This window comes from Pseudomonas sp. A34-9, from assembly GCF_029543085.1.
Lineage (GTDB): Bacteria > Pseudomonadota > Gammaproteobacteria > Pseudomonadales > Pseudomonadaceae > Aquipseudomonas.
Window position 1 is genome coordinate 1514988 of the sequence record NZ_CP119967.1, and the last position, 13891, is coordinate 1528878.

The window sequence follows — 13891 nt, forward strand, 5'->3', positions numbered from 1 at the left end:
ACCCTCCGGAAATGCCCCCGGCAACTGTACCGGTACAGTGTAGAGCGCCGGTTGTCAGCCTGGGAAGCGGGCGCCGAGGGGCAAAACTTGGGGGTGTCGCATTTTTGAATGAAAAAGACAGAATTGCGGCGGGGCGTTCGTGGGCATATATCCCAATCAGCAGCATTCCCTCGCGTTCCTGCTCTTTTCGTTCGGTGCAGCCATTTACAACCGGGTTTTTCTGGCGGACCACCGACGTTATCATTCGCGTCGATTTCTTTTCCGGACAGCACCCATGAATCAAGAACCTAGCACCCTCTATGCCAAGCTGCTTGGTGAAACCGCATCTATTACCTGGAAAGAGTTGGAGCCGTTCTTCGCCAAGGGTGCCCTATTGTGGGTCGACCCTGCGCTGGATTTGATCGCTACCGCTGAGGCCGTGGCGTCGGATGAGGGCGAGAAAGTGGCTGCCTGGCTGGCCGAAGACAAAGTCGCCAAGCTGTCTGAAACGCGGGCGCTGGATCTTTTCGAACGCGATCCGCAGCTGTGGGCGGTGGTGGTTTCGCCGTGGATTCTGATCCAGGAAAGGGCAGTCGCTGCTGACGTCGCACCGTGATGGTGCGACCGGTCATCAGCGAAAAGTGTGTAGCCGAGTAGCGTGATGGCACGTTGCCGTAGAGAAACACCACAAGCGCGGGTGGCCTCACGGTGACGTAAACGTAACGGGAACAGTTTAGTAAGCAGCCTAACGGCTGCTTAATTGTTTGTGGATGTTGGAACGGCTGAAATCTTCAGTGACTGTGCCGGCCCCTTTGCGAGCAGGCTCGCTCCCACATTTGGAATGCATTTCCCTGTGGGAGCGAGCCTGCTCGCGAATGGGGCGATGCGGTCCCGGATCAGACTGAGAAGGTCTTGCCTGTATGGTTATTCAGCGAAATAACCTTGGTCTTGCCAATCCGGTGACGGTAAATCTCGCGCAGGTATTTGATCGACTTCTTCACACAATCACGCGACAGGCGAATGTCATTGATCGAGACAAATTTCTCTTTGTCGTTGATCAGTTCGCGGTACTTCTTCTCGTACATCGGCTTGATCGCGTACCAGTTGGTGTCGAGGATCTTCGCCGGGTTCTCGAACTCGTTGAGCAGGTCGTCGATGCGGTCTTCGTCGAATTCTTCATTGATGATGAAGTCGAGGATCGAGTTGTCCAGGGTCTCGTCGAAACGGTACGGGTTCTTCGCGAAGCAGCGCTTGATAAACGCCACGATCAGGGTCAGGAAGTCATCCGACAGGCACGGACTCTTGGCGATCAGTGTGGTCAGCGAGAGGTTGGCCGAGGCGCCGATGACCAGCGCGTAACGTTTGAGCGTGGTATTGGGGAACAGGCTGTTGAGGTGAGTCTTCAACCGGTTCAGGTCCATGTACGACAGCTTGTAGTCTTTCGGCAACGAGACAATCGAGACCACCGACGAGCAGTTCTTGAAGAAGTGCAGGTCGTGCAACGCGGCGGCGTCGTAGCCGGAATTCTTGTATTGCTCAAGCGAGGCGCGATAACGCTTGGACTCGATCGGCAACAGGCTGATGCCTTCGATCGCCTGGGTGACTTTGTTGAAGTGCGGCAGGTCGATCGAGCGGAAGAACAGGTCGTCGATGTTCAGGCGCTGCGGCTCTTTGTCGAACACCTTGAATTTGTCGCTGCTCGGCGGCGGCGTTTCCGGCACCACCGATTCGGCGTAGGCGATTGCCACCGGGCCGGCCAGACTCATGAACAGGTCGTTGGCGTCGAGGCGAATGGTCTCGCCGATGTCGATGCCGGCGCGCCGGAAGTAGTTCTGGTCGTAGTCAGTGGTGACTGCCTGCGCCGTCAGAATGTTGAAGATCTGCTGCGAGATGTACTGGTTGGCGTGCTTCTCCATCGCATTGACATCAATGTTCTGGATGTTGCCGTCATCGCTCTCTTCGGCGTAACGCATGATGTCGTTGGAGATCAGCATCATCGCGTTCCAGGGGCGGATACGCCCCATGACGCTGGCTTCGCTGCTGTCTTCGTTGGCGAAGTTGTAGGAGAAGTCCCACTCCTCCGACAGATACTTGCACAGCAGGCGTCCGGCGTTGATGTGCAGCGCCTCGGACATTTCGCTGCGGTGGTCGGAAATGTTCGGCAGCACGCAAATGCCGCTGGTGAAGATCGGCTCGAACACGAACGAATGACCGCTCTTGCCGTCATGCTCGTCCATTGGCTTGGTGTCGAACGTCTTGTTCATGTACGAGTGCTGCTGGGCCAGACCGAATTCCGAGGCCATGCCGGAACCGGTACCGCCGCCGGCACTGAAGATCGAGAAGTACAGGCGCGACTGGTTGGCCTTGATGCCGCAGCTGTCGATCAGGTACGAGTGGATCATTTTCCAGTCAGGGCTGGAGAAGCGCTGGGTGTCCTTGTTAAGGATGATCTTCGCCAGGTATTGGCCAAGGATCGGCGCGTTACCGGCGCCACCGGCGTGGACTTCGGATAAGTCCATGATCTTCATTTTGCTGTAGTCGCGCAGGAAGCCGCTTTTCTCACCCTTGCGCGAGAAACGGATGCGTCCGGCGATGTCTTTGTCGAGGTCGCCGAGCATCACCAGCGGTTCGACCAGAAACACCGGTTTGGTCGATTTGTTCGGGCCGATCCGCAGGTTTTGCTTGATCCACTGGGCCGGGCTGTAACCCTTGTCCGCCAGACGACGATCCGCCGCGCGGTCTTCGTTGTTGAATTCGTTGAGGTAGAACTTGCGCGCGTTGTACACCAGCTCCGCGACATCGAGGGCGATGTTGGAGCCGCAGCGACCGAGGCCGATCAGGCACACCGAGGGGAATTCCTGGTCGTTGTGCTGTTCGTTGTCGCCTTCCAGGTGCGGCGGGCGCGGGAACACCAGATCACGCAGGCCGTCGAGGTTGTCGAGGATGCGGTCGGTATTGGTTTCGGTGAAGTACAGGTATTGCTGAGTCGACAGCGGGCGCGACGGGACCAATGGCTTCGACGATGAAGGGCTGTTGGCAGCGGGGCTTAACGTCAGATCGGATACCGCAGTGGCGGGATTGTTTTTAGAAGTCATTGTGCGCCATATACCTGGACTGGGTTGGCTCGCCGGCCAGTTGCCGGCGAACCTCACGGAATAAGATCTCGCGTCTTTTATGTGCGCGAATTGAGCCCGAGCGTCAGGGACTTGGCCTGACTGTCGCTGGGGGGAATCCTTTCCTGATCGTTGTTGAATCGGCCATTATTCGGCGATCTTTAATCGAAAAGAGGCAAAATGATGTCAACGCTACCTTCGTTGGGGTTCGCCGGAATCGGTCTGATGGGCTTGCCCATGTGCCGGCGTCTGTTGGCCGCCGGTTATCCGCTGACCGTGTGGAATCGCAACCCGGCCAAGTGCGCGCCACTGGTCGAGGCCGGTGCCCGGCAAGTCGCAAGCCCTGCTGAACTGTGCGAACACGCCGACGTGGTGATGTTGTGTCTGGCCGATACGGCGGTGGTGCGCGAAGTCGTGTTTGGCGCGGCCGGCGTCTCCGAAGGCGCGCAAAAAGGCCAGTTGCTGGTGGATTTTTCCAGCCTTGAACCGACCGCCACCCGCGAAATGGCCGCCGAATTGGCGGCGAAAACCGGCATGTCCTGGCTCGACTCGCCGGTGTCCGGCGGTGTGGTCGGCGCCGAGGCAGGCAGCCTGGCGATCATGGTCGGTGGCGAAGCGGCGGATCTTCAACGCGTGCGCCCGGTGCTGCTCAACCTCGGTCAGCGCGTCACGCACATGGGCGGCGTCGGTGCCGGGCAGGTGACCAAGGCCTGCAACCAGATGATCGTTGCCTGCAATGCACTGGTGATTGCCGAAGTGGTGGCGCTGGCCGAGCAGGCGGGTGTCGATGCGAGCCTGATTGCCGAGGCACTGGCCGGTGGTTTTGCCGATTCGAAACCGTTGCAGATCCTCGCCCCGCAAATGGCCGAAAGCCGTTTCGAACCGATCAAATGGCATGTGCGCACACTGCTCAAGGATCTCGACACCGCCGTCAAATTCTCCCGCGAACAGGGCTCGGCGACGCCGATCAGCGGATTGGCCGCACAACTGATGCGCCTGCATGGGGCGCAAGGTTATTTGGCGCAGGATCCAGCGACACTGGTGCAAATGTACCGCGCGCCAGAATCAGCGGATTGACCGCGTGTGAATGCTTGCGCTGGTTGATTTCTTCCAGCACCGGACGCAACTCATCCAGTGGCACCGGGCGGCTGAGCAGATAGCCCTGAATAAAGTCGCAGCCCGAGCGTTCAAGGAATTCGTACTGCTCCAGGCTTTCGACGCCTTCGGTGACCACCTGAAGATGCAGGGTGTGCGCCATGACGATGATCGCCTGGACGATCTCCATGTCCGCCGTGGCCTTGGGGATGTCGAGGATGAACGAGCGGTCGATTTTCAACGTGTTGAGCGGCAGACGTTTGAGGTACGCGAGCGACGAATAGCCGGTGCCGAAGTCGTCGATCGACAGCGACACACCGAGCGCACGGATCTGCCGCAGCAGCACCAGGGTGTTGGCGATATTGCCCATCAATGCGTTTTCGGTGACCTCCAGTTCCAGCCGTTCCGGCGCGACACCTGCGCTGCGCAACGCATTTTCGATTTCAGTGGCCAGTTCTTCCCGGGCGAGGTTGAGCGGTGAGCAGTTCCAGGCGATTTTCAGTTCTTCGCAGCCATGGCGCGACAGTTCACCCAGATCCTTGCACGCGCGGCGCAGCACCCAGTTGTCCAGTTCGGCGATCAAGCCGTTGTTTTCGGCAATCGAGATAAAACGATCCGGGGTCAGCAAGCCATGCAGCGGATGCTGCCAGCGAATCAGCGCTTCAAGCTTGGTGACGCGGCCGGTTTTCAGTTCGAAGATCGGTTGGTAATACAGCATCAAACCGTTTTCTTCGCGCAGGGCATGGCGCAGTTCTTCTTCCAGTTGCAGTTCGAAGCTGGCGCGGGTCTTGAGGTTGGAACTGAAGAAATGCAGGCCATTGCGTCCTGCGCCCTTGGATTGATACAACGCCAGATCGGCGTGCTTGAGCAGTTCCTCGCAAGTGGTGCCATCCTCCGGAAACAGACTGATGCCGATGCTGGTGGTCATCACCATGCGGCGTCCGGCCAGCTCGATCGGCTCCTTCATTTTGAGCATGATGCGCTGGGCCATATTGCGGGCCTCTTCGCGGTCACGCAGGCTGATGAGGATGCAGAACTCGTCGCCGCCGAAACGCGCGACCACGTCTTCATGGCTGCGCACCGATCCTTTGATGTGATTGGCGATGACCTTGAGCAACTCGTCACCGGCGTCATGGCCAAGGCTGTCGTTGATTCGTTTGAAGTGATCAATGTCGAGAAACATCACCGCCAGCTTGCCGCCTTCGCTGGTTTTCTGACTGAGCTTCTCGGCGAATATCTGGTTGAAACCGCGACGGTTGATCAGGTTGGTCAGCGCGTCATAGTTGGCCACTTGCTGCAGTGACATCCGGGCTTGATCGAGTTGGCTGAGCAGCGCGTTGACCCGCCGCAAATCGTGTTCCTTGTTCTGCAGTTTCTTGTCAGCCAGCGCGGCGCTGATCGCGCTGCCAAGGATCAGCAAAGTGATCAGCGCGACCGTGAGCCCCAATTGCAGATGGCTGGTTTCGGCTGCTATCGACGGCAAGCTGTTTGCCGGCAAGACCAGATTCAGCGCCGCCATGCCGGTGAAATGCATACTGAAAATACCGGCGCCGAGAATCAGTGCGGCGCTGTATTTGAGCATCTGATGAAACAGGCCACTGCCTTCACGCAAATAGCCGGCCACCCACAACGCGGCGAAACTGGCACCGATGGCGATGGCGATCGACAGGACGAACAGCGTCGGTTGGTAATAAGCGGTAGCGCTCGATTCCATCGCCGCCATGCCGACGTAATGCATGCCGGCAATGCCCAGACCGATGACGATGGCGGTTTTCAGGTATTGCACAAAACTGGGCTGCGCTTCACTCAGCGTGTGCATGGCCAGCCACGAGGCGAGCAGGGCGATCAGCAGGGAAAACAGGGTGACGGGCAGGTTGTACTGGATTTCAATCGGTGCCTGGAACGCCAGCATGCCGATGAAGTGCATGGCCCAGATGCCGCCGGCCAGGCACGTCGCACCGATCCAGCGCCAAAGCCTTTGCGAGCGCGGGTCTTCGGCGTGGCCAACCCGCTCGGCCATATCGAGGGTGGCAAAACTGGCAGCGCAGGCAACCAGATAGGCCACCAGCACCAGCAAGGGATTATGTGTGCAATCTAAAATGACCTGCCCGCTCTCCGGCAGCTCGGTAACAAACTGCAAACCAAGCCACTCCATAGCATGCCCCATTTCTGAAGTCGTCCTAACTGCGCGGTCAACGCAGGCGAATGACTGGAGTATAGAGGCGGTTTTTGCTGTGGAAGGGGTAGTGGCACATTGGCGCTAATGATTTCGGCATTAGCGTCATAGCGATTGGCGCTAAACGCTTACGCGATCTGTTCGAAAGGGATCTGCGCCCAGTCCGGTTGCAGGGGCGGCAAGCCGAAACGCGCACGGGCCTTGTCACAATCGACATTCTGTTCGCCGTTTTCCCATGACGACTCGAATTCGCGGCACGGGCTGGAGCGCAATTCATAAATCGAGCACTTCACCTCGCTGCCGACTTCGCCGACCAACGCCGTGCAACGCGGGGATTTGCAGTCGGTGCCGTTCATCGCCACCCGGCTCGGACTGATCTGTGTAACCAGTTCATCGGGCACCGTGCCACCGGAGGAAGCGCACTCACCCCAAAAGAAAGACACGCGAAAATGGGAACAGCAGGCACCGCAATTCAGACACGGACTGACTTCGGACATGGGCGAGGGTATCAAAGGGATTGATCGGGAGATCCGGGCGGATCCGGCGGCCATTCTAGGCTTTGCCGCAGACTTGGGAAGGGGGGCGCGAAACTATTTTTTTGTGGCAAGGTTTTGCCGCAAAAGCCCCGGTTCCCGGGGGATTGCAGACTTATCAAAGGCTTACGTTTCGTTACAGTGCCATGGCCCGATATCAGGCAGACGAATGATCACAGACAGCCTTGGCGCGGCTCACTAGATTGCAGGTTCCGGGCTCGGATGCGTCGGCAGTGAAGCCCTATAACAATAAAGAGACGGACCCATGCAGAACTCGACCCAAGCGGCGAATGCCTGGCGCATTCTGTTCCTGCTGTTCCTCGCCAACCTGTTCAACTTCTTCGACCGCACCATCCCGGCGATCATCATCGAGCCGATCCGCATGGAATGGCACCTCAGCGACTTCCAGTTGGGGATCGTCGGTACCGCATTCACCATTGTTTACGCCATTGCCGGCCTGCCCCTGGGGCGGATGGCCGACACCGGTTCGCGCAGCAAACTGATGGGCTGGGGCCTGGCGACGTGGAGTGCGCTGACGGCGGTCAACGGCCTGGTCGGCAGTTTCTGGAGTTTCCTGATCGTGCGCATGGGCATCGGCATCGGCGAGGCGAGTTATGCACCGGCGGCCAATTCGCTGATTGGCGATCTGTTTCCGGCCCATCGTCGGGCGCGGGCCATGGGTATTTTCATGCTGGGCTTGCCGCTGGGGCTGTTGCTGGCGTTCTTCACCATCGGCGCGATGGTCAAGGCGTTCGATAGCTGGCGCGCGCCATTCTTTATCGCCGCCGTGCCGGGGCTGATCCTGGCGATCTTCATGTTCTTCATCAAGGAGCCAAAGCGCGGCGCGGCGGAAACCGTGCAAGTGTCTCAAGAGAAAGTCGACAGACCGATCCGCCGGATTCTGGCGGTGCCGACCTTTCTCTGGCTGGTGATGGCCGGGTTGTGCTTCAACTTCGCGACGTATGCCTGTAACTCGTTTCTGGTGCCGATGCTGCAGCGCTATTTCCTGATGCCGTTGCAGGAAGCGGCGGTGGCGACCGGGATGATTGTCGGCGTGACCGGGCTGGTCGGTTTGACCCTGGGCGGCTGGATTGCCGACAAGATTCACCAGCGAGTGGCCAATGGGCGGCTGCTGTTTGCCGCGTTCAGTCTGATTATTTCAACGTTGTGCACAGCGTGGGCGCTGCATGCCGGGCGTATCGAGATTGGTGTGTTTGTCGCGCTGTTCAGTGTCGGTTGGCTGTTTGCCTACAACTTCTACACTTGCGTTTACACGGCGATTCAGGACGTGGTCGAACCGCGCTTACGGGCGACGGCGATGGCGTTGTTTTTTGCCGGGTTGTATTTGCTCGGCGGTGGGTTGGGGCCGGTGGTGGTAGGTGGGCTGTCGGATCATTTCGCCCATACCGCGATGTTGTCGGCGGGCGCTGAGCAGATGACCGAGGCGTTCAAGGCGGTCGGGTTGCATGACGCGATGTACCTGATTCCGGTGGCGTTGTTCCTGACGATGGTGTTTCTGTTTCTCGCGGCGCGGTGTTTTGTGCGGGATGCGCAGCGGATGAAGGAGGGGTTGGTGGCGGTGGTTGAACCAGAGGTTGCAGTAGCGACTGCTTAAGATCAAAAGATCGCAGCCTTCGGCAGCTCCTACATGGGAATGCGGTTCCCTGAGGAGCTGCCGAAGGCTGCGATCTTTGCTTGATCGTTCCCACGCTCTGCGTGGGAATGCAGCCCGGGACGCTCCGCGTCCCTTTTCGGAACTGGAACGCGGAGCGTCCCTTGAGGCATTCCCACGCGGAGCGTCGGAACGATCGGCCCGCATCGCTGCGGGCCTTCTTGTTTTCAGTGGTGGAGCAGGGCGGTTTAGCCCGCTACCAATACCCGAATCGCTTCCAGTCGCAACGCTGCTTTATCCAGCATCGCCAGACCCTGCTCACGCTGTTCACGCAGTGCCACCAGTTCGCTGTCACGCACGGTCGGGTTGACCGCTTGCAACGCGGTCAGGCGCGCCAGTTCTTCGTCGGTGTCGGCCGCCAGACGGCGACGGGCCTCGGCCACGCGCTCGGCGTGACGCGGGGCGATCTTGTCTTCACCGGCGTTGATCCGTGGCGTCAGTTGATCGCGCTGGGCCTGGATGAACTTGTTGGCGCTGGCACGTGGCACGCTTTCCAGCTGATCGTTCAGGGTTTCGAACGAGACGCGAGCCGACAGGTCGTTGCCGTTGGCATCAAGCAGGCAGCGCAGGGCGGCCGGCGGCAGGTAACGGCCCAGTTGCAGCGAACGCGGGGCAACCACTTCGCTGACGTAGAGCAGTTCGAGCAGCACGGTGCCAGGCTTCAACGCTTTGTTCTTGATCAGCGCGACGGCAGTGTTGCCCATCGAACCGGACAGCACCAGATCCATGCCGCCCTGCACCATCGGGTGTTCCCAGGTGATGAACTGCATGTCTTCGCGCGACAGTGCCTGGTTGCGGTCGTAGGTGATGGTCACACCTTCGTCGTCGCCCAACGGGAAGCTGGCGTCGAGCATTTTCTCGCTCGGCTTGAGGATCAGGGCGTTTTCCGAATGGTCTTCGCTGTCGATGCCGAACGCGTCGAACAGGGTTTCCATGTAGATCGGCAGGGCGAACTGATCGTCTTGCTCAAGGATGTCTTCGACCAGCGCTTCACCTTCGCCAGCACCGCCGGAGTTGAGTTCCAGCAGACGGTCGCGACCGGTGTGCAGCTCGGCTTCCAGGCGCTCGCGCTCGGTGCGCGCTTCGTCGATCAGCGCTTGCCACTCGCTGTCGTCGGCTTCTTCGAGCAGCGGCAGCAGGCGCGGACCGAACTGATGCTGCAAGGCGTTGCCGGTCGGGCAAGTGTTGAGGAACGCATTCAGCGCTTCGTGGTACCACTGGAACAGGCGCTCTTGCGGGCTGGTTTCCAGGTACGGCACGTGCAGCTCGATGATGTGTTTCTGGCCGATCCGGTCGAGACGACCGATCCGCTGCTCGAGCAGGTCCGGGTGCGACGGCAGATCGAACAACACCAGGTGGTGAGCGAACTGGAAGTTGCGACCTTCACTGCCGATTTCCGAGCAGATCAGCACTTGCGCGCCGAACTCTTCATCGGCGAAGTAAGCGGCGGCGCGGTCACGCTCAAGGATGTTCATGCCTTCATGGAACACCGTGGCCGGGATGCCGGAGCGCACGCGCAGGGCGTCTTCCAGGTCCATCGCGGTTTCGGCGTGGGCGCAGATCACCAGCACTTTGGTGCGCTTGAGCATTTTCAGCTGATCGATCAGCCACTCGACACGCGGGTCGAATTTCCACCAGCGCTCTTCTTCGCTGGCGTCCGGTTGCGCCTGGAAGCTGACTTCCGGATACAGCTCGGCGTGCTCGCCCAGCGGCAGTTCCAGATATTCGTCCGGGCATGGCAGCGGGTACGGGTGCAGTTTGCGCTCCGGGAAACCCTGTACGGCGGCGCGGGTGTTACGGAACAGCACGCGGCCTGTGCCGTGGCGATCGAGCAGTTCGCGCACGAGGCGGGCGCTGGCTTCAGTGTCGCCATCGTTGACCGCGGTCAGCAGCGCTTCGCCTTCGTTGCCGAGGAAGCCGTGAATGGTTTTGTGCGCTTCGGCCGAGAGACGGCCCTTGTCGAGCAGTTCCTGAACGGCTTCGGCCACCGGACGATAGTTGTCGCTCTCGGCGCGGAAGGCGGCCAGGTCATGGAAACGGTTCGGGTCGAGCAGGCGCAGACGGGCGAAGTGGCTGTCCTGACCCAGTTGTTCCGGGGTGGCGGTGAGCAGCAGCACGCCCGGAATGACTTCGGCGAGTTGTTCGACCAGCGAGTATTCCGCGCTGGCTTTTTCTTCGTGCCAAACCAAGTGGTGCGCTTCGTCGACCACCAGCAGATCCCAACCGGCAGCAAACAGCGCGTCCTGCGCCTTCTCGTCGTCGACCAGCCATTCCAAGGCTACCAGGGCAAGCTGGGTGTCTTCGAACGGGTTGGTGGCATCGCTTTCGATGAAGCGTTCTTCGTCGAACAGCGCGACCTGCAGGTTGAAGCGGCGGCGCATCTCCACCAGCCACTGGTGCTGGAGGTTTTCCGGGACGAGGATCAGCACGCGGTTGGCGCGGCCCGAGAGCAGTTGGCGATGAATCACCAGACCGGCTTCGATGGTTTTACCCAGACCCACTTCGTCCGCCAGCAGAACGCGCGGCGCGATGCGGTCGGCGACTTCACGGGCAATGTGCAATTGGTGCGCGATGGGCTGCGCGCGAACGCCGCCCAGGCCCCAGAGCGACGATTGCAACTGGCGGCTGGTGTGTTCGAGGGTGTTGTAGCGCAGCGAGAACCACGCCAGCGGGTCGATCTGGCCGGCGAACAGACGGTCGCTGGCCAGACGGAACTGGATGAAGTTCGACAGCTGGGTTTCCGGCAGGGTAACGGCTTCGTTCTGCCCATTGAGACCGTGATAGACCATCAGTCCGTCGACGTCGTCGACTTGCTGCACGGTCATCTTCCAGCCCTCGAAGTGGGTGATGCTGTCACCCGGCGAGAATCGCACGCGAGTGAGGGGCGCATTCCGTAGCGCGTACTGGCGGGTTTCGCCAGTGGCCGGGTAAAGCACGGTCAACAAGCGGCCGTCCTGTGCCAGAACGGTGCCTAAACCAAGCTCTGCTTCGCTGTCACTGATCCAGCGTTGCCCCGGTTGATACTGCTGCGCCATGCTGCCTGACTCCCACCTTGAAAAAGCGGGCTATCTTAACGGAATGCGACCCTCAGGCCAAAGGATTACTGGGGTAGGAGCTGCCGAAGGCGGCGATCTTTTGATCTTGGGAAACACTTGGAATCCGTGTTGTCCCATTAAAAGATCGCAGCCTGCGGCAGCTCCTACAGGTGCCAAGTGCGTCACAGATTTGCGACGGATGGCTCAAGGCGCCTTTGCCGCAGCCGATAGCCTGCTGACAGGAGACCCTTTATATGTTGCCACCGATGCTCCCCCTGAGCGCTGTGCCGATCACTTCCCAGCAGGATCCGATCCGCCAGCGGCCGGACATTCCTCCGGTGGTGCCGGTGCAGGAAAGCTCCAACGAAAGCACGATCGATCTGCAAAAGCGTGATCCGGAAGAGGATCGCCTGCTGGCGCGCGAAGAACAGCGCCGCCAGCAGGAGCGTGATCGCCGCCGCCGCGAGGCTGACGAAGACCCGGAAGAACACCTGGCCGTGCCCGGCACCGAGCTGAACGCCGACAACACCGTGCCGGTGGTGCCGCTGATGGAAGATCAGCCGCGTCAGGGTTTGTGGGTCGATATCGAGATCTGAGGCTGGGCGGCCAGTTCGCTCAGCGCTGCCAGTAATACGTCGATTTCTGCCGCAGTGTTCAGGTAGCTCAGAGATATCCGCGCAATGTTCTCAAGCCCTCGCGCCTGCATGTCCAGCGGGGTGTAGGCCACACCATTGGCGCCAATGTTGATCCCTCGCATGGCCAGCGCCTGTTTCAACGCCACGCAGTCCCAGCCCTCAAGCGTAAAGGCGATCAGTCCGGATTGCTGATGCTCGCGGCCGAGATCCTGCAATGACAATCCGCGAATATCCTGCAAGCGTTGGCGCAGCGCGCGGCTCATCTGCTCGATTCGCCGGTGCATGGCCTGCGCACCGATGCGGTTGTGCTCTTCCAGCGCATTGGCCAGTCCGGCCAGTAGCGCCAATGACACTTCACTGGTTTCGAAGCGCCGGGCATCCTCGCGCAAGGTAAACCGCTGGCCGTCCCACGGCGCCGAAAGCACGTCGCGCTGCAATGGCAGCAAACGCTGCATGAAGCCCGGCCGCACATAGAGCAAAGCGGTGCCGCGCGGGCCTCGAAGGTATTTGCGTCCCGCGCCTTTGAGCACATCGCAATGCAAGGTCTGGACATCGCAAGGCAACTGCCCCAAGGCCTGACCGGCATCGACGAAGTAGGGGATGCCGTGTCGTTGCGCGACCTGACCAATCTGCGCGGCGGGATTGATCAGGCCGCCGTTGGCGGGCAACCAGGTCAACGCGATCAGCCGCACGTTACGGTCAATCATCTGCGCCAGTGCCTGCGGATCGACCGCACCGTGGGCATCACAGGGAATGACGTCCAGACGTGCCCCGGCCTTCACCGCTTCAGCGATGCACGCCAGATTGCCGGCCCACTCATGGCGCCCGACCAGAATCCGCTCACCCGCTTGCCACGGCCCCAGCGCATTGAATGCCTGACTCCATGCTGCCGAGCCGCTGCTGGCGAAGGCGATGCTCTCGGGTTCGGCATTGAGCATTTGCGCGGCTGCGTTGCGCGCCCGTTGCTGAATCTGCAGATCGGCGGCCTCCATCGGCCCGCCCAGTGCTTCGCGTTGCAACTGCTCGATTATCGCATCGAGGGTGGCCTGACTGGGCAGTGAAGAGCCCGCGTGGTTGAAGTGAATGATCCGCGCGCAGCCGGGTGTGGCGGCCCGTTGGCGTTCGACGTCCTCGCTGTTCACGGCTTGAGCTCGAAAATCGCGTCGAGTTCTACCGCGACGCCACTGGGCAGGCTGGCGACGCCGACGGCGGTGCGGACATGACGGCCCTTGTCGCCCAACGCGTTGACCAGCAGGTTGGAAGCGCCATTGGCGACCGCACCCTGGCGCTGGAATTGGGGAGTGGCAGCGATGAAGACTCCGAGGCGGATAATTCTTACCAGTTTCGCCAGGTCATCGCCCAGGGCATCGCTCAGTTGCGCAAGCAAACCCAGTGCGGCGAGTTCTGCAGCGTTGATCCCCTCTGCTTCGCTGATGGCTTCACCGAGCCGCCCGATGAATGCAGGTTTGCCATCGAGCAACGGAATCTGTCCTGAGATGAACAACTGATTCTGACTGACAACGTGGTTGATGTAGTTGGCGATGGGCTGGCTCGGTGTTGGCAGGCGCAGGCCAAGTTGTTCGATCCGCTCGCGCAGAGATTCGCTCATGTTGAGACCTCCTGAATGAAGGGCCTCAGCATGTTGAAACGCGG

The 13891-nt window shown here is 60.2% G+C and carries 10 protein-coding genes; 4 read left to right on the plus strand and 6 right to left on the minus strand.

Translation table 11 applies throughout. The features are described 5' to 3' along the window. The first annotated feature begins 274 nt into the window (after nt 1–274). The gene (locus P3G59_RS06710; RefSeq protein ID WP_277760944.1) at nt 275–595 is read left to right on the plus strand and encodes a DUF2288 domain-containing protein; all 321 of its coding nucleotides are present in this window, start codon (nt 275–277) and stop codon (nt 593–595) included. A gap of 280 nt (nt 596–875) precedes the next feature. On the opposite strand, the gene P3G59_RS06715 is transcribed toward P3G59_RS06710, so the two are convergent. Then, nucleotides 876–3074, minus strand: coding sequence for a hypothetical protein (locus P3G59_RS06715; protein ID WP_277760945.1), 2199 nt, complete (start codon nt 3072–3074; stop codon nt 876–878). Between the two features lie 198 nt (nt 3075–3272). Here P3G59_RS06715 and P3G59_RS06720 point away from each other — a divergent pair, with 198 nt between their 5' ends. Then, a complete protein-coding gene (locus tag P3G59_RS06720; protein ID WP_277760946.1) occupies nt 3273–4169 on the plus strand; it encodes an NAD(P)-dependent oxidoreductase in 897 nt (298 codons plus the stop codon). Here the strand turns inward: P3G59_RS06720 and P3G59_RS06725 are convergent. Continuing rightward, nucleotides 4060–6342: a bifunctional diguanylate cyclase/phosphodiesterase gene (locus P3G59_RS06725; RefSeq protein ID WP_277760947.1), complete on the minus strand. Its 2283-nt coding sequence runs from the start codon at nt 6340–6342 to the stop codon at nt 4060–4062. The genes P3G59_RS06720 and P3G59_RS06725 overlap by 110 nt on opposite strands. Before the next feature lie 149 nt (nt 6343–6491). Further along, on the minus strand, nt 6492–6860 hold the full coding sequence (locus P3G59_RS06730) for a YkgJ family cysteine cluster protein (protein WP_034155003.1): 369 nt from the start codon (nt 6858–6860) through the stop codon (nt 6492–6494). Between the two features lie 301 nt (nt 6861–7161). On the opposite strand from P3G59_RS06730, the gene P3G59_RS06735 reads away from it, so the two are divergent. Further along, on the plus strand, nt 7162–8511 hold the full coding sequence (locus P3G59_RS06735) for an MFS transporter (protein ID WP_277760948.1): 1350 nt from the start codon (nt 7162–7164) through the stop codon (nt 8509–8511). A gap of 245 nt (nt 8512–8756) precedes the next feature. Here P3G59_RS06735 and rapA read toward each other — a convergent pair whose 3' ends face one another. Then, nucleotides 8757–11603 carry an RNA polymerase-associated protein RapA gene (gene rapA / locus P3G59_RS06740; protein WP_277760949.1) on the minus strand — a complete coding sequence of 949 codons (2847 nt, stop codon included), beginning with the start codon at nt 11601–11603 and terminating at the stop codon, nt 8757–8759. Nucleotides 11604–11857: 254 nt separating this feature from the next. On the opposite strand from rapA, the gene P3G59_RS06745 reads away from it, so the two are divergent. After that, on the plus strand, nt 11858–12199 hold the full coding sequence (locus tag P3G59_RS06745; protein WP_003222394.1) for a hypothetical protein: 342 nt from the start codon (nt 11858–11860) through the stop codon (nt 12197–12199). On the opposite strand, the gene P3G59_RS06750 is transcribed toward P3G59_RS06745, so the two are convergent. Both P3G59_RS06750 and P3G59_RS06755 read right to left on the minus strand, forming a co-directional pair. Then, a complete protein-coding gene (locus P3G59_RS06750; RefSeq protein ID WP_277760950.1) occupies nt 12169–13380 on the minus strand; it encodes an aminotransferase class V-fold PLP-dependent enzyme in 1212 nt (403 codons plus the stop codon). The genes P3G59_RS06745 and P3G59_RS06750 overlap by 31 nt on opposite strands. Then, the gene (locus P3G59_RS06755; RefSeq protein WP_277760951.1) at nt 13377–13847 is read right to left on the minus strand and encodes a RidA family protein; all 471 of its coding nucleotides are present in this window, start codon (nt 13845–13847) and stop codon (nt 13377–13379) included. The genes P3G59_RS06750 and P3G59_RS06755 overlap by 4 nt, the downstream gene beginning before the upstream one ends. Nucleotides 13848–13891 lie beyond the last annotated feature (44 nt).